The sequence below is a fragment of the Croceicoccus sp. Ery15 genome (assembly GCF_020985305.1).
In the GTDB taxonomy this organism is placed as follows: domain Bacteria; phylum Pseudomonadota; class Alphaproteobacteria; order Sphingomonadales; family Sphingomonadaceae; genus Croceicoccus.
In genome coordinates this window covers 1,662,501-1,684,757 of sequence record NZ_CP087588.1, presented here as the reverse complement: position 1 = coordinate 1,684,757, position 22,257 = coordinate 1,662,501, and the positions used below count along the sequence as shown (strand labels likewise).

The window sequence follows — 22,257 nt, the reverse complement described above, 5'->3', positions numbered from 1 at the left end:
ACAGGCAATATTGCGAACGAGTTGCAATTCTCGTCCGACTGTGCGAGCGCCGCAGCCGATATGATTCAGCATGGCGATTCACTGGCCGATTGCGGCCTTGGTACCACCGTTCGCGTCGTCGCGGTGGATTGGGACAGTCTCGATCCGGCAGAGGGGCGCCGTTTGCGCGCACTGGGTCTTGATGCGGGTGCCGTGCTGAAACTGGCGCATCGGGGCATTTTCGTGGGCCGTGATCCGATCGCGCTGGAAATCGGGCGCATGACCATTGCCCTGCGCCGCAGCCACGCTCTGGCGGTCATGGTCGAACCCGCTCCGCAAGAAGCGCCGCATCCTGCCGCCGATCCCGTCGATGGCACACAGGCGGGGGCTTCGGCATGAGCCGTCCGATCCAGACCGTTGCGCTTGTCGGCAACCCCAATTCGGGCAAGAGCGCATTGTTCAATGCGCTGACCGGCGCGCGCCAGAAAATCGCAAATTATCCCGGTGTTACGGTGGAACGCAAGGCGGGCCGCATGACACTGCCCAATGGCGAACCGGCCGAGTTGATCGACCTTCCCGGTTCCTATTCGCTCGACCCGTCGAGCCCCGATGAAGAAGTCACGCGCAAGGTCATCACCGGCGCACAGGACGGGCAGCGGCAGCCCGATGCGCTGATCCTCGTGCTCGATGCCAATAATCTTGAACAGCATCTTGTGTTCGCGCAGGAAGTCATCGCTTTGGGCATGCCCGTGGTGGTGGCGCTCAACATGGTCGATCTGGCCAAGCGCGACGGGCTGGTGCTCGATCCCAGGGCGCTGGAAAACGCGCTGGGCGTGCCGGTGGTGGAAACCGTCGCCGTGCGCCGCCGAGGCCTTGGCGAACTGGGCGAGGCTTTGGCCAAAGCTGCGGACGGCCACCGGATTGAGGCGATTATTTCCGACGATCTCGACATGGCCGAACGCCGCATTTCGGCGCGCGCGATGGCCAGGGGCGCGATCCTGTCCGAAACGCGCCAGCGCCGCCTGCATCGCGGGCTGGACCGCGTGTTGCTGAACCCGTGGGCGGGGCCGGTGATCCTGCTGGGCCTGCTGTTCGTGATCTTTCAGGCGGTGTTTGCCTGGGCGACCCCGTTTGCCGATGCGCTGGACGGTGCCGTTGTTGCGATTTCGGACTGGGTGGTGGCCACTTTCCCTGAAAACCTGCTGCGCGACGCGGTGACAGAGGGGCTGCTGGCAGGCGTCGGTTCGGTCGTCGTGTTCCTGCCGCAGATCGTGGTGTTGTTCTTCTTTATCCTGCTGATGGAGGCGACGGGCTATATGGCCCGCGCCGCTTTCCTGATGGACCGGATGATGGCCTTTGTCGGCCTTTCGGGACGCAGCTTCATTCCGCTACTGTCCAGCTTTGCCTGCGCCATTCCGGGCATTATGGCGACGCGGTCGATCAGCGATCCGAAAGACCGGCTGACGACGATCCTGATCGCACCGCTGATGACCTGTTCGGCACGGCTTCCTGTCTATGCGGTGATCATCGCGGCGTTCATTCCGGCACGCAATGTGGGTTGGGGGATCGGGCTGCAGGGGCTGGTCCTGTTCGCGCTCTATGTCGCGGGAATCGTCGGCGCGATGCTGGTGGCGTGGGTGCTGCGCCGTTCGGTGGCGCAGGGCGGGGCTTCGGGCTTCATCATGGAACTGCCGCGTTACCAGTGGCCGCGCATCGGCGACCTGTTGCTGGGCCTTTGGCAGCGCGCGTGGATATTCCTGCGCCGCGCGGGCACGATCATCTTCTCGGTCACGGTGGTGCTGTGGCTGCTGTTGTCGTTCCCGCAGGCGGGACCGGGCGAGGATCAGGTGGATGTCTCGATCGCAGGGAAGATCGCCAACGGGCTGGCCGTGGTGGTCGAACCCATCGGCTTCAACCGCGATATGGCGCTGGCGCTGATTCCCGCCATGGCCGCGCGCGAGGTGGCGGTGTCCTCGCTCGCCACGACCTATGCGGTGTCTAGCGAGGACGAGGACGAAACCGCGCAGGCATTGGGCGACCGGCTGGCGAACGACTGGACCCTGCCGATGGCGCTGTCCTTTCTGGCATGGTTCGTGTTCGCGCCGCAGTGCCTGTCCACCATCGCCGTCGCGCGGCGCGAGACGAATGGCTGGAAATGGCCGGCCTTCATGCTCGCCTATCTGTTCGCGCTTGCCTATCTGGCGGCCTTCGCAACCTATTGGATAGCGGTGGGCGCGGGGCTTTAGGGGCACGCCTGCAAACCGCTGGACCCGAATGTGGGGAAATCGACCCGCGACAGTCTGGCGATGGGGCGCGCGGCTCCCTAGGTCAGTGGGGACGTATTTCCAAAGCGATTCTCCAAGGACGAAACAATGGCGGGTTCACTCAACAAGGTCATGCTGATCGGCAATCTGGGCGCCGATCCGGAGATCCGGTCATTCCAGAACGGCGGCAAGGTCGCGAACCTGCGCATCGCCACCAGCGAGACGTGGAAGGACCGCAATAGCGGCGAGCGTCAGGAACGGACCGAATGGCACACCGTGGCGATCTTTTCCGAAGGTCTGGTCGGCGTGGTCGAACGCTTTCTGCGCAAGGGCAGCAAGGTGTATATCGAGGGTCAGTTGCAGACCCGCAAATGGCAGGACCAGCAGGGTAACGACCGTTATAGCACCGAAGTCGTACTGCGCGGGATGAACGGTACGCTCACCATGCTCGACGGCGCGCAGGGCGGCGGTTCGGGCGGCGGCAATCGCGGCGGCGGCGGCGATTGGGGCGGCTCGTCGGGTGGCGGCGGTTCCGGCGGCGGATGGAACCAGGGCGGCGGATCGTCGGGCGGTTCGGGTGGCGGCTGGAATCAGGGCGGCGGTTCGGGCGGCAGCTCTGGCGGCTCGTCGGGTGGCGGCTATGACGATCTGGACGACGATATTCCGTTCTGATCAGGTGTCAGGATGGCTTGTGAGTCAGCCATCATTTCGCTGATTTAAAATGATTGTCTTGAAATAGTGCCACCCTGTTGCTGGCCGCCGGAGCGGTCGGGGCAGGGTGGCTTTTTTGTCGAGTTGTCGTGGTACAGACTTGTTCCGCCGCTGCCTCCTTTAGGCACGACCTCGTCAATTTGTGACTGCGCAAAAGGATAACGCAGCAGGCCATTGGAATAGCGGTAATTGCCTAGGTTTCGTGGACAAAGCTTGACTGTGGACTCGGACCTTGATTCAAGGCTGGCTTTTGGAGGCAGCCTTGGGCGAGCGGATTGGCGTTACGGACGAAGAGTGGGAAGTGATCGGGCCGCTGCTGCCACCTGAGCGGGGTCGTGGCTGCCGTCCGGCGCAGGACAACCGCCCCTATTTCGAAGGCATGATGTGGATCGCGCGGACCGGAGCGCAGTGGCGTCACCTGCCGGATGAGTATGGCAAGTGGAACAGCGTTTTCCGGCGCTATCGACGATGGGTTACGACCGGCGTGTTCGATGCCATGCTGGAGACGCTGGCGGAACTGGCGGGGCGCGACACAGCCGCCGACATGATCGATAGCACCGTGGTCCGGGCACATCATTGTGCCGTCGGCATAAAAAGGGGACTCAGCAAACCGAGGCGCTTGGCCGATCGCGCGGCGGCTTCACCACCAAGCTCCACGCAAGGTGCGATGCCAGAGGCTTGCCCCTCGGCTTCGTGCTGACACCGGGGCAAGCGCACGATGTGCAGGGCTTCGCACCGCTGTTCCGCATGATAACTGACCGGATCGAGGCCTTCCTGGCTGATCGGGGATACGATGCCGATGCGATCCGCGAAGAGATTGAGGCGGCGGGCGTCGAGGCGGTGATCCCGGCCAAGGCGGGCCGGCGTAATCCCGCCGCGCATGATCGCGCGAAATACAAGTGGCGCAACCTGATCGAGCGACTGTTCAATAAACTCAAGAACTGGCGACGCGTTGCGACCCGCTACGACAAAACCAAGGAATCCTATCTCGGCTTCGTCGCGCTCGCCTCAGTCAAACTCTGGATACCCTTTGTCCACGAAACCTAAAAACAAATACACGGGATAGCCTTTGTCGGAGGACAAATCGGCTTTCCGAAGCGATCGTACCGCATCACGCCCAGGATGTATTCAAGGAGGGCATTTGCACAATTCGGGAGGCCAATTGACAAGGGGGCGGCGATGGACGCGAATGCTCGTAAGATTATCTTGCTCGAGGCCAATGAAGTTCCGTTCAAGGTAATCGATTATTATGCGCAATCGACGAACGGCCCCCTTGCCAGGTTCCTGAAAAACTCCGCCCAATATCTGACCCATTGTCCGGACGAGATTGAGCTTGATCCATGGATAAGCTGGCCGACGCTGCACCGCGGCGTCGTCGATTCCAAGCATAATATCCTGCACCTCGGCCAGTCACTTGAGAAAGCAAATAGCGATTACCCGGCGATCTGGGATATTCTTTCCCGAAACGGCGTGAAGTGCGGTGTCTTCGGTTCGCTCCATTCCAGCACTGCGCCAGCGAACATCAACGATTTTGCGTTCTATGTACCGGATTTCTTCGCGCACGAAAGCTTTGCCCACCCAAAGGCTCTTGAACCGTTTCAGGATTTCAATCTGGCGATGACCCGCCGGTCAGCGCGGAATGTCGATCGCGGCTTTCCCAAGTCGGAAACCATCGGCTTTCTGAAATCGGCTCCGAAAATCGGTATCAAGACATCGACGGCGATGAAACTGGCCCAGCAGCTGGTCGAAGAGCGTGTCGAACCTCTCAGGAAAATTCGTCGGCGTTCGATCCAGCCGCTGCTCGGGCTGGATGTCTTTATCGATCAGCTTGAGTCTAATCGCCCGGATTTCGCCACTTTTTACACCAATCACGTTGCGGCGAATATGCACAGATATTGGGCGGCGGCCTTCCCGGACGATCCGAACGGATCAATCGTCGAGGAACAGTGGCAGGAGATTTATGGGGACGAGATCCGCCACGCGATGAGCGTGCTTGAAACAATCGTCGAACGCCTTGTCGATTTTACCAAAAAGCATCCCGAATATGTTCTGGTGTTCGCGTCATCGATCGGTCAGGCTGCGGTGTCGAGTTCGCATACCGACGGGTTTTATACGATCACGGATCTGACGAAATTCATGTCGGCCATGGGGGTCGAAGAAGAGGACTTCGAAGAACGGTTTACCATGGTCCCATGCCGGTCGGTCATGGTTTCCAAGGATAAGATCAATGGCATGTGCGACCGGATGAACAGCCTGGTGTTCGGCAATAACCGCCTCGCCGAAACCGTGACGGAAACGCCCCCGCTGAGTTACGATCGCAAGGACGATTCCAGTATTCAGCTTTATATTTATTTCGACCATTACGACGGGCCGACAAATGGAATGCTGGGCGATACGCCGGTATCGTTCGAAGATGTCGGGATCGGATGGTTCGAACACGAAGACAATGTTGCCTGCACGGCGCACCATATCCCCGAGGGCAGCCTGATTATTTTCGACCCTACTTTGGATCGCGTTCACAATGACGGGCGGCCACTGGTCAATACCACTGCAATCGCGCCTGCAATCCTTGCGAATTTCGGCCTGACCACGCCCGAATATATGAATAGTGAGGGGTTTTCCATCCGCTAAGTCGCGCGGTGCCAACGGATCTGCAGCAGCTAGTAGTATTTTGATGAACGGACAGTCCGTTCCGACTGGTCATGCACGCGATCCGTATTTCAGAGTGTCGATGCTTCGGTGCCGATTGGATCGGCCTGGCCGACATCAGCGGTCAGTTCGATGCGGCCAAGTGCAACGTCATTTCGCTACTGCAGGAGTTGGACGAAGGGGGCCGTGAAAGCGGCGACATGGCACGCGATTAGCCGGTTGGTGTCGGAAATCGATGCGCGCGGTACTTGGAATGGTAGGCGCGTTAGGACGATGACCACATCGACCTTGGCGACGGAGATGCTCTCGCCAACGTGAAAGGGGCCCGGTCGCTGGCTGCGGCAATGACGACGCGGGCCTCGTCTGTGGCGTTGCGGGCAAGATCGGAAATCAGCCCGCAGCTATGGTTGCCACCCACATTTACAGGTCTGACCTGTGCCATGGCGGTATCGCAGCCGATCGCACCCATACTCGACAGGGTCAGCCGGTCGTAGCGGTAGGGCTGTTCGATCCGGCAGCTCCTTGACCAGAGTGGTCAACTCGCCGCCGGTTTGTCCCACACGATATAGGCGCGGGGGCGGATATTTTGCGCCACATCGAGGCTGGCGGGATCGATTATGCCAGTCTCGCCTTGGCTCACAGCCTGCCCGCCAGTCGCAGCACGGTTTCGGCGAGGGCCAGATAGGGCCGGTCGAGCATCCCGCCCTTGTACTCGATTGCACACGCACCCGGATTGGCGGCGAAAATATCGACGATTTCCTGCGCGTCGGCAATTTCGTCTTCGCTTGGCGTGAACGCTTCGTTAATCACATTTGCCTGCGCAGGATGGATCGCCAGCATGCCGCGATAGCCTTCGGCGCGCACTTTTTCGGCACGGGCGCGAATCCCGTCGAGGTCGCGGAAATCGCCGTGGATCGTCTCGATCGGCAGCACATTGCCCGTCGCCGCTCCGATCAGGCGCAGGCTGCGGGCCAGCTTGTAGATATAATCGTAATCGCCGCTGGCGTCACGGTTGTTGATGGCGCCCGGCGCATCGGCCAAATCTTCCGCGCACCATGTCATGCCGATCAGCCGCGCCGCGCCCGCACATTCGAAGATGGTGAAGATGGCTTCGGCAGCCTCGGTCACCAGGGCGATCACCTTGGTCGATCCCTGTTCGATGCCATTCGCTGCTTCCACAGCGGTCAATTAATGATCGAGCAATTCCATATCGTGTCGGTCGCGCGATTTCGGCAACATGAAGCTGCCGGGCATCACGACGGCCAGATCGTCGACCGGATTGATCCGCACCCACAGCTGTTCGTGACCGGTTTCTTTCGATTGCAGGAATTCGCCCACCGGCTATTTGGCGGCATTGATGCCGGTCCCGCAATTCATGTGTGCGCGGAAGATGGTCGCAGGCTTCATCATCGCCTGGTTTGCCGTCCCACCGAGACGATAATCGCTATCCCGGCAGTCCAGTGGACTTCTTCAGATCGCCGTTCAGGATAACGGGACCTACGCCTGCTGGTGCTGACGTTAAACCGGTCCGATGCGCTGAGTGCGATGAGCCTGACCCTGCATGTGCTGAACAACGTGCCCAATATGCTATGCACAAAGCGTCTACCTCGCCTTACGGGGCGCTGAGATTTTGCGAGGCCAAACCGATCTGCCGGTGCGATTGACAATCTACTGACGAGACTATTATCTACTATTGAGTAAACAATACGGGATTGAGGCATGATTCTCAGCGAGACGCAAAGTGCCATCCGCGATGCCGTGCGCAGTTTTGCGCAAGAGCAGATCCGACCGCGCAGCTTCGCGTTCGAGGGCGACGGCGGCTATCCATCCGAATTGTTCGAGGAACTGGCCGGGCTGGGCCTGATGGGCATGACCGCGCCAGAAAAATTCGGCGGGGCCGAAGCGGATTTCATATCCTATGCCCTTTCGCTGATCGAAATCGCGGCGGCCGATGGTGCGCTTTCGACCATCCTCTCGATCCAGAACAGCCTGATCGTTGCCAGCCTGATCAAGGATGCGACACCGGCTCAGCAGGAACGGTTCCTGCCCGATCTGATCGCGGGCCGCATGATCGGCGCTTTTGCGCTCACCGAAACCGACGCGGGTTCCGACGCCGCAGCAATGCGGACGCGCGCGACCAGGGTGGACGGCGGCTATATGCTGAACGGCGCGAAGCAGTTCATCAGTTCGGGCCGGATCGCGGGGCTGGCCATCGTTTATGCGGTGACGGATCCCGACGCGGGCAAGAAAGGCATCACCGGATTACTCGTGCCGACGGACAGCGAGGGCTATTCGGTCGACAAGGTAGAGCACAAGCTGGGGCAGGGTGCGTCGGATACTTGTGCGATCCGCTTCGACGATTTGTTCGTGCCCGAAGAATTGCGGCTGGGCGTGGAAGGGGCGGGCTATGGCCTTGCGCTTTCCAACCTTGAGGTCGGGCGCATCGGCATTGCCGCGCAATGCATCGGCATGGCGCAGGCCGCGCTCGACATCGCGGTCGATTACGCCAAGGATCGCAGCAGCTTTGGCAAACGCATCATCCAGCATCAGGCGGTGGGTTTTCGCCTCGCCGATCTGGCGGCAAGGCTGGAAGCGGCGCGCCATCTGGTGCTGCATGCCGCATCGCTGAAAGATGCGGGCGAACCCTGTTTGAAAGAAGCGTCGATGGCCAAGCTGGTGGCATCCGAAGCGGCCGAGGCTGTGGTGTCTGGCGCGATCCAGACATTGGGCGGCTATGGCTATCTGGAAGAATATGGCGTGGCCAAAATCTATCGCGATGTGCGCGTGTGCCAGATTTACGAAGGCACGTCAGACATCCAGCGCATGGTGATCGCGCGCGCGCTTTAGGTGCGCACTTAAAACGGTATTACAACGATATTTTAAGAAAAGGATCGAGACGATGAAAGTGGAAGGGCTGGCCGCCATCGTAACTGGCGGCGCATCGGGGTTGGGCGGCGCAACGGCAGAGCATCTGGCGAAGTTGGGTGCAAAGGTCACGATTTTCGACCTCAACGCCGAAATGGGCGAGGCGCATGCCGCAAAAATCGGTGGACGCTTTGCCAAGGTTGACGTGACCGACGAGTCTGGCGTGACCAATGCGATCGAGGAAGCCGAGGCAGTCAACGGCAAGGCGCGCATCCTCGTCAATTGCGCGGGCATCGGTCCGCCGCAAAAGGTGCTCGACCGCGAAGGCAACCCGATCGCACTTGGCGACTTCGCCAGAATCGTGAACATCAACCTGATCGGCAGCTTCAACGTGCTGTCGAAGTTCGCCGCGCGCATTTACGATGCCGAACCGGTGGGAGAGGAGCGCGGCGTGATCATCAGCACTGCCAGCGTCGCCGCCTATGAAGGCCAGATCGGACAGGCGGCTTATGGCGCGTCCAAGGGGGGCGTGGTCGGCATGATGCTTCCCGTTGCACGTGAATTTTCGCGCTACGGGATCCGCGTAATGACTATTGCACCGGGTCTGTTCCTGACCCCGCTACTCGAATCGCTTCCGCAGGAAGCGCAGGATTCGCTGGGCGCTCAGGTTCCTTTCCCCAGCCGGCTGGGGAAGCCCGCTGAATATGCGCAAATGGTGGAATCGATCATCGCCAATCCCATGTTGAACGGGGAGACGATCCGCCTCGACGGCGCGATCCGGATGGCCCCAAAGTGATCGCGTCCTGCAAAATGGATGTGGGCGCGGAAAGCATGACGCGCGAGTCGATGGTTTCCAGCAGCGTTACGGCCTTTCTGCGATCAGCCCGGTTCACCGGCGCGGAGTTGACGACGCTGATCCATGCCCTGCGTTCGCGAGGCGGGAAATACGGCATGCAGATCATGTGCGAAAGCGCAGGCAAGGCGAATGTCACGATTTTAGAAGCGCTTTGATGGCGTGAATGATGTATCTGATTGAGAGAGGAAAGGCATGCCCATGAAAGCCCTTGTGCCCGTGAAGCGGGTGATTGATTACAATGTGAAGCCGCGTGTGAAGGCGGACGGTTCGGGTGTTGATCTTGCGAATGTGAAGATGAGCATGAACCCGTTTGACGAGATCGCGGTGGAAGAAGCGATCCGTCTGAAGGAAGCGGGCAAGGTCGAAGAGATCATCGCGGTCAGCATCGGCCCTGCCAAGGCACAGGAGACGCTGCGCACGGCGCTGGCGATGGGTGCGGACAGCGCGGTGCTGGTCGAGACCGATCAAGAGGTCGAACCGCTGGCGGTGGCCAAGATCCTGAAGGCTGTGGCCGCCGAGATCGAGCCGGGCATCATCATTCTGGGCAAGCAGGCGATCGACGACGACAGCAACCAGACCGGCCAGATGCTGGCCGCGCTGATGGACCTGCCGCAAGGCACGTTCGCGAGCAAGGTCGAGATCGACGGCGATAGCGTGAACGTGACGCGCGAAGTCGATGGCGGGCTGGAGACGGTGAAGCTGGGCCTTCCCGCGATCGTCACGACCGATTTGCGTTTGAACGAGCCGCGCTATGCGAGCCTGCCCAACATCATGAAGGCGAAGAAGAAGCCCTTGGAGACCAAGACTCCGGCCGATTACGGCGTCGATATCGCGCCGCGCCTGAAGACGCTGAACGTGTCCGAACCGCCGGTGCGTCAGGCTGGCGTGAAGGTCGCCGATGTCGACGAGCTGGTCGCCAAACTCAAGAGCATGGGAGTCGCCTGATGAAGACGCTTGTTTATGTCGATCACGACAATGCAAATCTGGGCGATGCGACGCTTGCCACGGTAACCGCTGCTGCGAAGCTGGGCGAGGTGCACCTGCTGATCGCGGGTGCGGGCTGCGGCACTGTGGCCGATGCCACCGCGAAGATCGCGGGCGTGGGCAAGGTCCATGTCGCGGATGACGCGGCATACGAACACCAGCTGGCCGAGAATGTCGCGCCGCTGATCGTCAATCTCATGTCCGATCATGACGCGGTGCTGTTTCCTGCCACCACCACCGGCAAGAATATCGCCCCGCGCGTGGCAGCGCTGCTCGACGTGATGCAGATCAGCGATATCCTGTCGGTCGAGAGCGACAAGAGCTTCACCCGCCCGATCTATGCAGGCAATGCCATCGCCACGGTTGAATCGAGCGATCCCAAGCTGGTCATCACCGTACGCGGCACCGCCTTCGACAAGGCGGAAGCCACCGGCGGCAGCGCTGCGATCGAAGCCGTTGCCTCCACTGGCGACACCGGCAAGTCGAGCTTTGTCAGTGCCGAACTCGCCAAGAGCGAACGCCCCGAACTGACCAGCGCGAAGATCATCGTATCGGGCGGCCGCGCGCTGAAGGACGCCGAGACCTTCGAGGCGACGATCATGCCGCTTGCCGACAAGCTCGGCGCAGGCGTGGGCGCATCGCGTGCCGCCGTGGATGCAGGCTATGTCCCCAACGACTATCAGGTCGGCCAGACGGGCAAGATCGTCGCACCCGAAGTCTATATCGCCATCGGCATCAGCGGCGCCATCCAGCACCTTGCCGGCATGAAGGACTCCAAGACCATCATCGCCATCAACAAGGACGAGGATGCCCCCATCTTCCAGGTCGCAGACATCGGCCTCGTCGCCGATCTCTACAAGGCCGTGCCCGAGCTTACGAGCAAGTTGTGAGGTGAAACCCCGCGCGCCATTTGGGCCCTTAGGGGCGAGGCAGGAAGCCCGCGGCGAGATTGTCGACCAGTCGGCGCGCGGTGTCCTCAGGCGAATGGCCATGGCCTTCCTCATACCAGCGGGCGGGCCAGTTCAGCGCTCCGGCAATGGTAAAGGCGAGCAAATTGGGATCATCGCAGGCGATCGAGCCATCGGCGGTCCCTTCCGCGATCAGGCTGCACATTTCATTGTGGATCTGGCGCTTCAGTCCGCGCAGAACCTCGCGGCTTTCCCCGCTCAACGCCTCGTCCGGCGTGCGGATGACGCAGCGTCCGAAATCGCTCATATTCACTTGCGCATAGACGATCAGAAAACTGCGCAGCCGGTCCGCCGCAATGCCCTTTTCGGCGCGGGCGGCGGTTGCCGCGTCCAGCAATTGTTTCAGCCCGAAGCGCAGGCATTCGACCAGCACGCTCTCCTTGTTTCCAAGATAATGATAGACGGTCGGCTTGGTCACGCCCAGCGATCCGGCCACATCATCAAGCGAGGTCGCGTGAAAGCCGCGCGTGTTGAACATACGCACCGCCGCTTCCATCAGCGCCAGTTTCTTGGCCTGCCGGTCGCGGCTGCGCTGTTCGGCATTCCTGAAAGGCGAGGGGTTCTGGGCCAAGCGTCCTCCTGAAAATCACTTCGTCACAAGATATACCAATACGTAAGTTATATTCTCAAGAGTAATCAAAAGGAAAATGCCATGACCGATCCGATCGTGATTGCATCCTATGCCCGCACGCCGATGGGCGGTTTGCAGGGTGCGTTTGCCGATGTGAAATCCACCGACCTTGGCGCGACGGCAGTCAGGGCCGCGATCGAGCGGGCGGGGATCAAGGGCAGCGATGTTGATCAGGTGATCATGGGCTGCGTGCTTCCGGCAGGTCTGGGACAGGCGCCCGCGCGTCAGGCGGCGATCCACGCGGGGCTGGGACAGCATGTGCCCTCTACCACGGTCAACAAGATGTGCGGTTCGGGCATGCAGGCAGCCATGATGGCCTATGACGCGATTGCGGGGGGCAGCGCCGATGTGGTCGTCGCGGGCGGGATGGAGAGCATGACGGGCGCGCCCTATCTGCTGCCAAAGCATCGTGGCGGTGCGCGTTTGGGTCATGATGTCGTCAAGGATTCGATGTTCCTCGACGGGCTGGAGGACGCCTATGAGCAAGGCACGCTGATGGGTGTGTTCGCCGACCGCGCGGCGCAGGAATATCAGTTCACGCGCGAGGCCCAGGACGAATATGCGATTCGTTCGCTGACGCTCGCCAAAAAGGCGCAGGAAACCGGCGCGTTCGACCGCGAGATTACCCCGGTCGAGGTGAAGACCCGCAAGGGTGTGGAAACGGTTGCGCAGGACGAGCAGCCGGGCAAGGCCAATGTCGAAAAGATCCCGACCTTGCGCCCCGCTTTCGTGCCCGACGGCACGGTTACGGCGGCCAACAGCTCGTCGATTTCGGACGGTGCGGCCGCGCTTGTGATGTGCCGCGCCAGCACGGCGGAAAAGCTGGGCATGAAGCCGGTCGCCAAAGTGGTCGGCCATGCCGCTTTCGCACACGAACCCGGCAAGTTCACCAGCGCCCCTGTTTATGCCACGCGCAATCTGATGGATCGCATCGGCTGGACCATGGACGATGTCGATCTGTTCGAAGTGAACGAGGCCTTCGCCGTGGTCGCGTTGATCGCGGAAAAGGAACTGGGCATCGACCGCGAAAAGCTGAACGTGAATGGCGGGGCCTGTGCGCTGGGCCATCCGATCGGCGCTTCGGGCGCGCGTATCATGACGACGCTGCTGGGCGCGCTGGAAACGCGCGACCTCAAGCGCGGGATCGCGGCGATTTGCATCGGCGGCGGCGAAGCGACCGCCGTCGCGCTCGAACGGCTCTAGTTAAGGTCGAGCCCCTTTAGCTTGGCGAAGGGGTTCTCCTTTTCGGGTTCGTCCAGCCCGACTTCCCTGCGCACGCGGTCTGCATCGGGGCCGGTGGCAAATGGATCGATGGCGAGGGCGAGGCTTTGGGCCACGGCCTCGCCCAGATCGAAACGATCGCCTTCATAGGGGATCTCGTCGAGATCGCTTTCGTCCAGCTCGACTTCCTCGTCCGGATTGAAGTCGCCTTTCGCGGGGACGAACAGAAAGGCAAGCTTTTCGTCGATTTCGGCAGGCAGATCCTCACCCGAAACGGCGCAGCTTTGCACGATGGCGGCCTTCAATGTGCCCTCGGCGCTTACCTTTTCGCCGTCGCGCGACAGGGTGAGCGTGGCGGCGAGCCGGTCGACAGAGACCAGCGCGAAACGTTCGGCCAATGCGGCGCGTTCGGCATCGCTGGCGATGACTTCGACCGTGCGCCCCTCGCACTGGCGCACCGCGATCCAGCGGGTCAGTTCGGAAGCGGCTCTGCTCATCGTGCGACCCGCCCTTCGATCAGATCGTCCATCGGCGTTGCCTGAAGGTCGGTCCACAGCGCGCGCATACGTTCGGCCACGGGTGCGGGCGAAGCGCCGTCCAGCAGGGTGACATTGCGGTCCACCGCCTGTTCCAGCAGGGCCGGATCGTCGCTGTCCAACCCCTCGCGGTAGGCGGAAATGCGGCCGCCAAGCGCCGAGACGAGCTTTCCGATATGCTTCCCGACCATCAGATCGCCCACGCCTTCCTCGCGCAACTGGCCATCCATATCGGTGATGAACAATTCGGTCAGTTGCACGCCATATTGCGGTTTGCCCGAATCCTGCAGCCGCGCCATTGCCAGCGCGGTCATGGCGCTGACCATGTCGAAACGGCCTTCGATCGTATCGGCGACGCCTGCATCCCGATACCATTCCGGCTCCCGCGCGATGGCGACGATCTGGTGCCACAAGGCGGGGATGCCGCTGGGCTCTACGGGTTTGAACAGGCGGGAAAGCAGGGATTTCAAAGGACAGGCTCCTGATACGGGCGCGCGGCTGATACCAAATACGCGCGCGCCGTTCATCGGGGATTAAATCGGCAAAAGGCAGGCCCCCAACGGCTTTGCCAGCCCTGTTCGCGCGGCGCTATGCGGTGATAAGCTGTGCGCGAACTTGTGTGGCTGCGGGTCAGGCTCTAAAGGCTTGCCACGCAGCATATAGTAAGAACGCACGGGAAGCGGAAGCCTGCCGTGCAAGACCAAGACAGATAAGGCGGATCATGCAGTCCACGCGCCAGTTCCAGTTTTCCAAAATGGCCGTTCTGGCGGCTGTATCGGCAGCGGCGCTGGCGACCGGCGGATGCACTTCGATCCGCGATCATCGCGGCTATCTGTTCGATCCTGCCCTGACCGGTGCGATCCAGCCCGGCATCGACAACAAGCAGTCGGTAGAGGGAACGCTGGGCCACCCCAGCTTTGCCAGCCAGTATGGCGATCCGGTCTATTACTATGTGTCCTCCACCACCGAACAGCGCGTGTTCGGCGTTCCGCAAACCGAAGAGCACAAGGTGCTGAAGGTGGCGTTCGATGCCAGCGGTACGGTGACCAGCGTGTCGCAGACCGGCATGGAAGACGTGCGCAAGATCAGCCCCGACGGAGACGAGACCGAGACGATGGGCCGCGACCGCAGCTTCCTGCAGGATCTGTTCGGCAATATCGGTACGGTTGGCGGCGCGGGTGCCAGCGGGCCTTCGGGTCCGGGCCCGAACGGCAGCTGATCGCCCGCTTCTATCGAACGCGTCTCTATTGAACCCGTTTCGCGCGGCCCCATATCGCCCCGCATGGACGGATTTTCACATCATAACAGCGCCCACGGGCTGACCCCGTGGCACGGCACCACCATCATCGGCGTCAAACGCGGCGACCGGACCGTGATCGCTGGCGACGGCCAGGTTTCGATGGGCAATACCGTGATGAAGCCCAATGCGCGCAAGGTGCGGCGCCTGGGCGAGGGCGGGCCCGAAAAGGGCAAGGTTATCGCCGGTTTCGCTGGAGCGACTGCCGATGCCTTTACCCTGTTCGAACGGCTTGAGCGCAAGCTGGAGCAATATCGCGGACAGCTGATGCGCGCCGCAGTCGAACTGGCCAAGGACTGGCGGACCGACAAATATCTGCGCAATCTTGAAGCATTGATGATCGTGGCGGACAAGGATGTGCTGCTGGTCATCACCGGCAATGGCGATGTGCTGGAACCCGAAGGCGGGATTGCGGCCATCGGTTCGGGCGGCAACTATGCCCTGTCCGCCGCCAAGGCGCTGGCCGATTACGAGGATGACGCCGAGAAGATCGCGCGCAAGGCGATGAAGGTCGCCGCCGATATCTGCGTATTCACCAACGATCAGGTGACAGTCGAAAGCATCTAGGGCAATCACCCGAACGACTGGCGGGTTCGGGACGGGCAATCAATGGCGGGGCGAAAAGACAGGGTAGAGGCGGTTCAGCTTCTGCGCGCCGTTGCCGCCGGAACGGTGGCACTGGTTCACATCGCTTTCGGTTTTGCCGATCATATCGGATCGGGTCTTGGCCTGCCGCGCGCTTTTGCGGGGCAGGCCGGTCAGATTGCGGTGGCCGTGTTCTTTGTGATTTCAGGCTATGTGATGGTCGTATCGTCATCCGGCCTGTTCGGATCGCACGGCGCGGCGCGCTATTTCTGGGCGCGGCGGATCATCCGCATCATGCCCCCTTATTGGCTGGCCACAATGCTGCTGGTCGGCTGGTTGCTGTTTCTGGGCCGCGATGTCGAATGGATCGACCTTGGGCGATCCTTGCTGCTGATCCCCTATTGGAACGGCGCCAACGATGCGCAGCCTTTACCCATGCTATGGCCGGGCTGGACGCTGTTTTACGAAATGGTTTTCTATGCATTGTTCGGCGTGTGCCTAGTGGCGGGCAGGCGCGCAGTGCCCGCTTTCGTATGCGGTGCGATTGCGGTTCTGGTGATAATCGGAACTTTGTTTGAACCCCATGGCGCGTTGATGTTTTCGCTTACCAGACCGGTGCTGCTGCTGTTTCCTTGCGGTGTCATACTGGCCATCTGGCGCTCGCGAGGGATGGCGCTGCCACCATGGCTGCGCTGGTCGGCCATGATTTCTGCATTTGTCGCCGCCTCGCTAATGCAACCACCCAATGGTGACTGGCTGGGTCTTGCCTATGTGCGGTGGGCGGGTATTCCTGCGGTGTTGCTATCGGTGGGCGCGCTGGGCGGGCCGCTGCGTTTGGCCGGGTTTCGCGCGGTCGACCGGCTCGGCGATGCAAGCTATGCCCTTTATCTGCTCCATCTGCCTGTCGCTATGGTCTGGATATGGATTTATGTCCGCGTCGCGGCACCATTGGGATCGTGGGGCTTTGTCCTGTCCTGCTTGGTGCTGACCTATGGAGTCAGCCTGCTGTTCTACCGGTTTGTGGAAAGACCGGTAACGCGCGCATTGAACCGGCATTTGCCGCATATTGGCATCGGGGTGGACTTGAACGGGGGTGTGGACTTGAACGGGCGCGCAGAGCCGCCAAATGGGGAGCCCGGATCGAAGGGCCGTCCAGCCCGATCGTAAAGTCACAAAAGCCTATTCAAGAAGACCTGCATGAAAAACCTGACCCCCAAGGCCATTGTGGCCGCTCTGGACGAGCATATCGTCGGCCAGAAAGACGCCAAGCGCGCGGTGGCCGTGGCGCTTCGCAACCGTTGGCGGCGCCAGCGCCTTGCCCCCGAATTGCGCGACGAGGTGACGCCCAAGAACATTCTGATGATCGGCCCCACGGGTTGCGGCAAGACCGAGATCAGCCGACGTCTGGCAAAGCTGGCCGATGCGCCCTTCGTCAAGGTCGAGGCGACCAAGTTTACCGAGGTCGGCTATGTCGGGCGCGATGTCGAACAGATAGCCCGCGATCTGGCCGAAGAAGCGATCCGCCTTGAAAAGGACCGCCGCCGCGAAGCCGTGCGCGAAGCGGCGAGCGAGGCGGCGATGAAGCGCTTGCTGGATGCGCTGGTGGGCGAAAACGCCAGCGAGGCCACGCGCGAAAGTTTCCGACTGCGCGTCGTTGACGATACGATGAACGACAAGGAAGTCGAGATCGAGGTCGAGGACCAGCCGAACATGAACATGGAGCTGCCCGGCATGGGCGGCAATATCGGCATGATCAACCTGTCGGACATGATGGGCAAGGCGCTGGGCCAGAACCGCATGAAGCGCCGCAAGCTGACCGTGGCGCAGGCATGGGACAAGCTGGTCGACGAGGAATCGGAAAAGCGCATGGACCAGGACGATGTCGCCCGCGTCGCGCTGGCCAATGCAGAGGCGAACGGCATCGTGTTTCTGGACGAGATCGACAAGATCGCCGTGTCCGACCAGCGCGGGGGCACCGTCAGCCGCGAGGGCGTTCAGCGCGACCTGCTGCCGCTGATCGAAGGGACGACCGTCGCAACCAAATACGGCCCGATGAAGACCGACCATATCCTCTTCATCGCATCGGGCGCGTTCCATGTGTCCAAACCCAGCGACATGCTGCCTGAATTGCAGGGCCGCCTGCCGATCCGCGTCGAATTGCGCGCGCTGACCGAAGAGGATTTCGTCCGCATCCTGTCCGAGACGCGCGCCAATCTGGTCGACCAGTATCGCGCCCTGATCGCGACCGAGGAAGTGACGCTGGACTTCACGCCCGACGCAATCGCCGAAATTGCCTCTACCGCCGCGCAAGTGAACGAGAGTGTCGAGAATATCGGCGCGCGTCGTTTGCAGACCGTGATGGAAAAGCTGCTGGAAGAAGTCAGCTTCGACGCCGAGGAACGCACCGGCACCACCGTCACCGTCGACCGCGCCTATGTAAAGGATCGACTGGGCGAGCTGGCGGGTGACAGCGATCTTTCGAAATATATCCTGTAAGGACCCGATCCATGGCTGAGACTTCGCCCCCCGATGGCCGACTTCCCTATCGCTGCCTGACCGGCCCCGACGATCATGCGTTTTGCGAGCGTGTTTCCAAGGCCCTGGACGAAGGGTGGAAGCTGCACGGATCGCCAGCGCTGACCTTTAACGGAGAGCAGGTGATCGTCGCGCAGGCAGTGGTCTGGCCGGGCTATTCCGACTGATACAAAAAAGGCGCCGTCCGGTTCGGAACGGCGCCTTTTTTATGCCGGCTGCAAGGTCAGGGGTGGGGGGCAAGGCCGATCTCTACGCCCGTCTTGTCGGTCAGCGCATATTTGTCGACCAGATCGGCGCTGGCCGTGTTGAGGCCGATGACCTGAACTGACCGGCCATTGCGGCGCATGCGTTCCACCACCTTGTCCAGCGCGCCCACGGCCGAGATGTCCCAGAAATGGGCCGCCGAAACATCGATCACCACATGGCCTGCCGGATCGGCCTGTTCGCTTTCGGGTCCAAGCGCCGCCTGAAACCGGTCGACGCTGGCAAAAAAGATCTGGCCCGTGACCGTATAGGTCGCCGTATCGGCATCGCGCGTACGGACCACGCCGAACATGCCCATCACCTTTTGCGCAAAGAAGATGCCCGACAGCACCACGCCGACCAGCACGCCCAGTGCCAGATTATGCGTGGCTACGACGACGACGACGGTTGCCAGCATCACGACGCTGGACTGCCACGGATGGCGGCGCAGGTTGGGGATCGAATTCCAGCTGAACGTGCCGATCGACACCATGATCATCACGGCCACCAGCGCGGGCATCGGCACTTGCCCGACCCACGGGCCCAGCACCGCCAGCAGAAGAAGGAGCACCGCGCCCGCGGTAAAGGTCGACAGCCTGCCGCGCCCGCCCGAAGTGACATTGATCACCGACTGCCCGATCATCGCGCAGCCGCCCATGCCGCCCAGCAGGGCCGCCACGATATTCGCGCTGCCCTGGCCTGCGCATTCGCGCTGCTTGTTGGAATCGGTGTGGGTCATATCGTCGACGATCTGCGCCGTCAGCATCGATTCCAGCAGGCCGACCGCTGCCATTGTCAGCGCATAGGGCGTGATGATCGTCAGTGTTTCCCATGTCAGCGGCACGTCGGGCAGCATGAAATAGGGCAGGCCTTCGGGCAGTTCGCCCATGTCGGCCACCGTGTTGACCGGCGCGTGCAGCGCGATCGACAGGACACTCAGCACGATGATCGCCACCAGCGGCGAGGGGACGGCAGTGGTGACTTTCGGGAACAGATAGATGATCGCCAGACCGCCTGCGACCATCGCATAGGTGACCCATGTCACATTGGTCAGTTCGGGCAGCTGCGCCATGAAGATCAGGATCGCCAGCGCATTGACGAAACCGGTAATGACCGAGCGCGAGACGAACTGCATCAGCAGGTCGAGGCGCAGCAGCGCGGCGATCCCCTGAAATATGCCCATCAGGATCGTCGCGGCGAACAGATATTCGACCCCGTGATCGCGCACCAGAGGGACCACGACCACCGCAACGGCGGCTGTCGCGGCCGAGATCATGCCGGGGCGTCCGCCGATAAAGGAAATCACGATGGCGATGGCGACCGAGGCATAGAGGCCGACGCGCGGATCGACGCCCGCGATGATCGAAAAGCCGATCGCCTCGGGTATCAGCGCGAGTGCGACGACGATGCCCGCCAGAATATCGCCGCGCGGGTTGGAGAGCCAGTCGCGCCGCAGCGTGGCTGTATCGATCATGGTCGGATCCTGCCTGACATCTATGCTTGTCGATGGGCGGGTTTCGTCCCGCCGGTTCGCGCCGCATGTGCAGGATAGGCGGCAGAATGACAAGGCAAGGCTTGCCGACGCATATCGTTCGCTATATGTTCCAGTGTAGATTTCGGGGAGAATCGACGATGCTGAAAGGTGGCTGTCGTTGCGGGGCTGTCCGCTATGAGATTTCGGGAGAGGTCGCGCATCACGCGATCTGCCATTGCAGCGATTGCCGGCGCAGCGCGGGCGTGGCGGGCGTGTCGTGGATATGCTTCCCCGCAGACGGCTTGCGCTTTGAAGGAGAGGTGAGGAGCTATGCCTCGTCCGAAGGGGTGGAAAGGCAGTTTTGCCCCAACTGCGGCACAGGTCTGTTCTATTATAACGAGGGTGTGCTGCCCGGTCTGGTCGATATCCAGTCGGCCACGCTGGACGATGCAGGCGATCACCCGCCCTCGGCGCATATACAGATGGCCGAAGCACTGCCATGGGAGGTGACGGCGCATGAACTGCCGCGTTTCGACCGCTATCCGGGCGGGTGACTAGACGGTTTCGGGCTGATCGCCGGTTTCGCTGGCCTGCCTTTGCCACATTTCGGCATAGAGCCCGCCATGCGCGAGCAATTCGCCATGGCTGTCGCTTTCGACCAGCCTGCCGTGATCGAGCACCAATATGCGATCGGCATCGACCACGGTCGACAGGCGATGCGCAATGGTCAGCGTCGTGCGATCGGCGGCAACGGCGCGGATCGTTTGCATGATGTCCTGCTCGGTCCGCGTGTCGAGCGCGCTGGTCGCTTCGTCGAACAGTATGATCGGCGGGTTTTTCAGCAAGGTGCGCGCGATCGCCACGCGCTGCTTCTCGCCGCCCGACAGTTTCAGTCCGCGCTCTCCCACTTCGGTCTCGTAACCGTCGGGCAGGCTTTCGATGAAATCGGCAATGGCGGCCCCGCGCGCGGCGGCCTCGATCTCGCTGCGGGTCGCGCCTTCCTTGCCATAGGCGATATTGTATCCGATCGTGTCGTTGAACAGCACGCTGTCCTGCGGAACGATACCGATCTGCGCGCGCAGCGAATCCTGTGTCACCGTGGTCAGATCCTTGCCGGATATCAGCACGCGGCCCCCCGTCGGGTCGTAAAAGCGGAATAGCAATCGCCCGATGGTCGACTTGCCAGCGCCTGACGGGCCGACGATGGCGACCCGCTCACCGGCTTCTATCCGAAAGGACAGGCTTTTCAGGATTTCCCGGTCGGGCTCATAGCCGAAACGGACCTGATCGAACCGCACGGTCGGCTGGCGCATGATCAGGGCAGGGGCGTTCGGAGCATCGGCCACCTCGACCGGCGTATCGACCAGCGCGAACATCTCGGCCATGTCGATCAGGCCCTGACGCACCGTTCGATAGACCATGCCCAGCATATCGAGCGGCCGGAAAAGCTGGGTCAGATAGGTGTTGACCAGCACCAGATCGCCCGTGGTCAGCTGCCCCTTGCTCCAGCCCCAGACAGTATAGCCCATCGCGCCTGCCATCAGCGCATTGGTGATGAAGCCCTGCACGATATTCAGCAGGCCCAGCGAATTTTCGCTCTTCACCGCAGCATCGGCATAGGCGCGGGCCGAGCGGCCATAGCGCTCTTCCTCGCGCTGTTCGGCGCCGAAATATTTGACGGTTTCATAATTGAGCAGCGAATCGACAGCGCGGCTGAGCGCTTGCCCGTCGAGGGCGTTCATCTGCATGCGCAGCTTGGTGCGCCATTCGGTGATCCAGCGCGTCGCCAATATATAGGCAATGACGGCAAGGCCCGTGGCGATCACCAGCGTCCAGCCGAAATTGACATAGAATATCACGCCGACCGCGATCAGTTCGATCACCGTGGGGGCAATGTTGAACAGCAGGAAATAGAGCATGGTATCGATGCTCTTGGTCCCGCGTTCGATGGTCTTGGTAACCTCGCCCGTGCGGCGAGACAGGTGAAAGCGCAGCGACAGGCGGTGCAACTGCGCGAACACGTCCTGCGCCAGGGTCCGGGTTGCGTCCTGACCAACACGTTCGAACGCGATATTGCGGATATTGTTGAAGGCAACCGACGCGAACCGACCCAACGCATAGGCCAGCACGAAAGCAAGGGCGATCATCGCCGCTTCGTTCGCGGGCGTCGTCATCTGGTCGATGGCGCGTTTATAGGCAAAGGGTAGCAACAGCGTCGTCGCCTTGGCCGCCAGCACCATGGCCATGGCAGCAACGATCCGCACGCGAAGGGCGCGGTGATCCCTTGGCCAAAGATAGGGTAGAAAACGCTTGAGCGTGCGCCAATCGGCCTGGCGGGCCAGCTGGTCGGGTCGGGCAGTATCGGGCGGCATCGGCCCCTATCTAGGGAGCGGCGCGCGAATCGCCAGCTAAAGCGCTACTCCGCCAGATCGAACGCCACCTCGCGCCGGGTGAAATCG

24 protein-coding genes and 2 pseudogenes (1 of these 26 cut by a window edge) are annotated in these 22,257 nt (G+C 61.5%); 18 read left to right on the top strand and 8 right to left on the bottom strand.

Annotated features, from left to right (window positions below; genetic code table 11):
- Positions 1-60 precede the first annotated feature (60 nt).
- From LOZ77_RS08270 to LOZ77_RS08245, 6 genes and pseudogenes are all read left to right on the top strand, one after another.
- On the top strand, positions 61-378 hold the full coding sequence (locus tag LOZ77_RS08270) for a FeoA family protein (RefSeq protein WP_230281649.1): 318 nt from the start codon (positions 61-63) through the stop codon (positions 376-378).
- Positions 375-2,225, top strand: a complete 1,851-nt coding sequence (locus tag LOZ77_RS08265; RefSeq protein ID WP_230281648.1) for a ferrous iron transporter B — start codon at positions 375-377, stop codon at positions 2,223-2,225. Before LOZ77_RS08270 ends, LOZ77_RS08265 begins: the two co-directional genes overlap by 4 nt.
- Positions 2,226-2,351: 126 nt before the next feature.
- A complete protein-coding gene (ssb, locus tag LOZ77_RS08260) occupies positions 2,352-2,915 on the top strand; it encodes a single-stranded DNA-binding protein (protein ID WP_230281647.1) in 564 nt (187 codons plus the stop codon).
- 340 nt (positions 2,916-3,255) lie between these two features.
- Positions 3,256-4,001: pseudogene (locus LOZ77_RS08255) on the top strand (IS5 family transposase).
- Positions 4,002-4,133: 132 nt separating this feature from the next.
- Positions 4,134-5,585 (top strand): hypothetical protein, encoded by a 1,452-nt coding sequence (locus tag LOZ77_RS08250; protein WP_230281646.1) that lies wholly within the window; start codon positions 4,134-4,136, stop codon positions 5,583-5,585.
- 71 nt (positions 5,586-5,656) lie between these two features.
- Complete coding sequence (locus LOZ77_RS08245) at positions 5,657-5,818, top strand: hypothetical protein (protein ID WP_230281645.1); 162 nt, start codon at positions 5,657-5,659, stop codon at positions 5,816-5,818.
- Positions 5,819-6,239: 421 nt separating this feature from the next.
- Here the strand turns inward: LOZ77_RS08245 and LOZ77_RS08240 are convergent, their stop codons facing one another.
- Positions 6,240-6,791, bottom strand: coding sequence for a hypothetical protein (locus LOZ77_RS08240; protein ID WP_370638059.1), 552 nt, complete (start codon positions 6,789-6,791; stop codon positions 6,240-6,242).
- The gene (locus LOZ77_RS17945) at positions 6,792-6,941 is read right to left on the bottom strand and encodes a hypothetical protein (RefSeq protein WP_370638058.1); all 150 of its coding nucleotides are present in this window, start codon (positions 6,939-6,941) and stop codon (positions 6,792-6,794) included. It abuts the gene before it with no gap.
- A 381-nt stretch (positions 6,942-7,322) separates the two neighbouring features.
- Between LOZ77_RS17945 and LOZ77_RS08235 the strand changes: the two genes are divergently transcribed.
- The 5 genes and pseudogenes from LOZ77_RS08235 (at position 7,323) to LOZ77_RS08215 (ending at position 11,198) form a co-directional block, all read left to right on the top strand.
- Entirely contained in the window at positions 7,323-8,450 is a 1,128-nt protein-coding gene (locus LOZ77_RS08235) for an acyl-CoA dehydrogenase family protein (protein ID WP_230281644.1), read from the top strand.
- Positions 8,451-8,502: 52 nt separating this feature from the next.
- A complete protein-coding gene (locus LOZ77_RS08230) occupies positions 8,503-9,264 on the top strand; it encodes an SDR family NAD(P)-dependent oxidoreductase (protein WP_230281643.1) in 762 nt (253 codons plus the stop codon).
- A 107-nt stretch (positions 9,265-9,371) separates the two neighbouring features.
- Positions 9,372-9,479: pseudogene (locus tag LOZ77_RS17940) on the top strand (beta-ketothiolase); the annotation flags it as partial.
- 43 nt (positions 9,480-9,522) lie between these two features.
- On the top strand, positions 9,523-10,269 hold the full coding sequence (locus LOZ77_RS08220) for an electron transfer flavoprotein subunit beta/FixA family protein (RefSeq protein ID WP_230281806.1): 747 nt from the start codon (positions 9,523-9,525) through the stop codon (positions 10,267-10,269).
- Positions 10,269-11,198: an electron transfer flavoprotein subunit alpha/FixB family protein gene (locus tag LOZ77_RS08215; protein ID WP_230281642.1), complete on the top strand. Its 930-nt coding sequence runs from the start codon at positions 10,269-10,271 to the stop codon at positions 11,196-11,198. Before LOZ77_RS08220 ends, LOZ77_RS08215 begins: the two co-directional genes overlap by 1 nt.
- Before the next feature lie 28 nt (positions 11,199-11,226).
- Here the strand turns inward: LOZ77_RS08215 and LOZ77_RS08210 are convergent, their stop codons facing one another.
- The gene (locus LOZ77_RS08210) at positions 11,227-11,847 is read right to left on the bottom strand and encodes a TetR/AcrR family transcriptional regulator (protein ID WP_230281641.1); all 621 of its coding nucleotides are present in this window, start codon (positions 11,845-11,847) and stop codon (positions 11,227-11,229) included.
- A gap of 81 nt (positions 11,848-11,928) precedes the next feature.
- On the opposite strand from LOZ77_RS08210, the gene LOZ77_RS08205 reads away from it, so the two are divergent.
- Positions 11,929-13,110 (top strand): acetyl-CoA C-acyltransferase, encoded by a 1,182-nt coding sequence (locus tag LOZ77_RS08205; RefSeq protein ID WP_230281640.1) that lies wholly within the window; start codon positions 11,929-11,931, stop codon positions 13,108-13,110.
- On the opposite strand, the gene LOZ77_RS08200 is transcribed toward LOZ77_RS08205, so the two are convergent.
- Together LOZ77_RS08200 and LOZ77_RS08195 are read right to left on the bottom strand one after the other, a co-directional pair.
- Positions 13,107-13,625, bottom strand: a complete 519-nt coding sequence (locus tag LOZ77_RS08200; RefSeq protein WP_230281639.1) for a DUF177 domain-containing protein — start codon at positions 13,623-13,625, stop codon at positions 13,107-13,109. The genes LOZ77_RS08205 and LOZ77_RS08200 overlap by 4 nt on opposite strands.
- On the bottom strand, positions 13,622-14,134 hold the full coding sequence (locus LOZ77_RS08195) for a ubiquinol-cytochrome C chaperone family protein (RefSeq protein ID WP_230281638.1): 513 nt from the start codon (positions 14,132-14,134) through the stop codon (positions 13,622-13,624). Before LOZ77_RS08195 ends, LOZ77_RS08200 begins: the two co-directional genes overlap by 4 nt.
- Positions 14,135-14,385: 251 nt before the next feature.
- Here LOZ77_RS08195 and LOZ77_RS08190 point away from each other — a divergent pair, with 251 nt between their 5' ends.
- The 5 genes from LOZ77_RS08190 to LOZ77_RS08170 all read left to right on the top strand — a co-directional run bounded on the left by LOZ77_RS08190 (position 14,386) and on the right by LOZ77_RS08170 (position 18,248).
- On the top strand, positions 14,386-14,883 hold the full coding sequence (locus LOZ77_RS08190) for an outer membrane protein assembly factor BamE (RefSeq protein WP_230281637.1): 498 nt from the start codon (positions 14,386-14,388) through the stop codon (positions 14,881-14,883).
- Between the two features lie 63 nt (positions 14,884-14,946).
- Positions 14,947-15,528, top strand: coding sequence for an ATP-dependent protease subunit HslV (hslV, locus tag LOZ77_RS08185; protein ID WP_304506019.1), 582 nt, complete (start codon positions 14,947-14,949; stop codon positions 15,526-15,528).
- A 42-nt stretch (positions 15,529-15,570) separates the two neighbouring features.
- Positions 15,571-16,713 (top strand): acyltransferase, encoded by a 1,143-nt coding sequence (locus LOZ77_RS08180; protein WP_230281636.1) that lies wholly within the window; start codon positions 15,571-15,573, stop codon positions 16,711-16,713.
- Between the two features lie 30 nt (positions 16,714-16,743).
- Positions 16,744-18,042, top strand: coding sequence for an ATP-dependent protease ATPase subunit HslU (hslU, locus tag LOZ77_RS08175; RefSeq protein WP_230281635.1), 1,299 nt, complete (start codon positions 16,744-16,746; stop codon positions 18,040-18,042).
- Positions 18,043-18,053: 11 nt separating this feature from the next.
- Complete coding sequence (locus LOZ77_RS08170) at positions 18,054-18,248, top strand: DUF1737 domain-containing protein (RefSeq protein WP_230281634.1); 195 nt, start codon at positions 18,054-18,056, stop codon at positions 18,246-18,248.
- A gap of 56 nt (positions 18,249-18,304) precedes the next feature.
- Here LOZ77_RS08170 and LOZ77_RS08165 read toward each other — a convergent pair whose 3' ends face one another.
- Positions 18,305-19,798 (bottom strand): SulP family inorganic anion transporter, encoded by a 1,494-nt coding sequence (locus LOZ77_RS08165; RefSeq protein ID WP_230281633.1) that lies wholly within the window; start codon positions 19,796-19,798, stop codon positions 18,305-18,307.
- A gap of 158 nt (positions 19,799-19,956) precedes the next feature.
- Between LOZ77_RS08165 and LOZ77_RS08160 the strand changes: the two genes are divergently transcribed.
- A complete protein-coding gene (locus LOZ77_RS08160) occupies positions 19,957-20,352 on the top strand; it encodes a GFA family protein (protein ID WP_230281632.1) in 396 nt (131 codons plus the stop codon).
- Here the strand turns inward: LOZ77_RS08160 and LOZ77_RS08155 are convergent, their stop codons facing one another.
- Both LOZ77_RS08155 and LOZ77_RS08150 read right to left on the bottom strand, forming a co-directional pair.
- Entirely contained in the window at positions 20,353-22,170 is a 1,818-nt protein-coding gene (locus tag LOZ77_RS08155) for an ABC transporter ATP-binding protein/permease (protein WP_230281631.1), read from the bottom strand. It lies immediately after the preceding gene.
- A 44-nt stretch (positions 22,171-22,214) separates the two neighbouring features.
- Positions 22,215-22,257: the final stretch of a retroviral-like aspartic protease family protein gene (locus LOZ77_RS08150; RefSeq protein ID WP_230281630.1), read on the bottom strand. The gene runs 914 nt beyond the window's last position; 43 of the gene's 957 nt are visible here — the last part of the coding sequence; its start codon lies beyond the right edge, outside the window; it ends in the stop codon at positions 22,215-22,217.

What these genes read in the sequence shown, in the direction of transcription:
- LOZ77_RS08270 (WP_230281649.1), top strand. Translation starts at nt 61, where the DNA reads ATGATTCAGCATGGCGATTCACTGGCCGATTGCGGCCTTGGTACCACC.
- LOZ77_RS08265 (WP_230281648.1), top strand. Translation starts at nt 375, where the DNA reads ATGAGCCGTCCGATCCAGACCGTTGCGCTTGTCGGCAACCCCAATTCG.
- ssb (WP_230281647.1), top strand. Translation starts at nt 2,352, where the DNA reads ATGGCGGGTTCACTCAACAAGGTCATGCTGATCGGCAATCTGGGCGCC.
- LOZ77_RS08250 (WP_230281646.1), top strand. Translation starts at nt 4,134, where the DNA reads ATGGACGCGAATGCTCGTAAGATTATCTTGCTCGAGGCCAATGAAGTT.
- LOZ77_RS08245 (WP_230281645.1), top strand. Translation starts at nt 5,657, where the DNA reads ATGCACGCGATCCGTATTTCAGAGTGTCGATGCTTCGGTGCCGATTGG.
- LOZ77_RS08235 (WP_230281644.1), top strand. Translation starts at nt 7,323, where the DNA reads ATGATTCTCAGCGAGACGCAAAGTGCCATCCGCGATGCCGTGCGCAGT.
- LOZ77_RS08230 (WP_230281643.1), top strand. Translation starts at nt 8,503, where the DNA reads ATGAAAGTGGAAGGGCTGGCCGCCATCGTAACTGGCGGCGCATCGGGG.
- LOZ77_RS08220 (WP_230281806.1), top strand. Translation starts at nt 9,523, where the DNA reads ATGAAAGCCCTTGTGCCCGTGAAGCGGGTGATTGATTACAATGTGAAG.
- LOZ77_RS08215 (WP_230281642.1), top strand. Translation starts at nt 10,269, where the DNA reads ATGAAGACGCTTGTTTATGTCGATCACGACAATGCAAATCTGGGCGAT.
- LOZ77_RS08205 (WP_230281640.1), top strand. Translation starts at nt 11,929, where the DNA reads ATGACCGATCCGATCGTGATTGCATCCTATGCCCGCACGCCGATGGGC.
- LOZ77_RS08200 (WP_230281639.1), bottom strand. Translation starts at nt 13,625, where the DNA reads ATGAGCAGAGCCGCTTCCGAACTGACCCGCTGGATCGCGGTGCGCCAG.
- LOZ77_RS08190 (WP_230281637.1), top strand. Translation starts at nt 14,386, where the DNA reads ATGCAGTCCACGCGCCAGTTCCAGTTTTCCAAAATGGCCGTTCTGGCG.
- hslV (WP_304506019.1), top strand. Translation starts at nt 14,947, where the DNA reads ATGGACGGATTTTCACATCATAACAGCGCCCACGGGCTGACCCCGTGG.
- LOZ77_RS08180 (WP_230281636.1), top strand. Translation starts at nt 15,571, where the DNA reads ATGGCGGGGCGAAAAGACAGGGTAGAGGCGGTTCAGCTTCTGCGCGCC.
- hslU (WP_230281635.1), top strand. Translation starts at nt 16,744, where the DNA reads ATGAAAAACCTGACCCCCAAGGCCATTGTGGCCGCTCTGGACGAGCAT.
- LOZ77_RS08170 (WP_230281634.1), top strand. Translation starts at nt 18,054, where the DNA reads ATGGCTGAGACTTCGCCCCCCGATGGCCGACTTCCCTATCGCTGCCTG.
- LOZ77_RS08165 (WP_230281633.1), bottom strand. Translation starts at nt 19,798, where the DNA reads ATGATCGATACAGCCACGCTGCGGCGCGACTGGCTCTCCAACCCGCGC.
- LOZ77_RS08160 (WP_230281632.1), top strand. Translation starts at nt 19,957, where the DNA reads ATGCTGAAAGGTGGCTGTCGTTGCGGGGCTGTCCGCTATGAGATTTCG.
- LOZ77_RS08155 (WP_230281631.1), bottom strand. Translation starts at nt 22,170, where the DNA reads ATGCCGCCCGATACTGCCCGACCCGACCAGCTGGCCCGCCAGGCCGAT.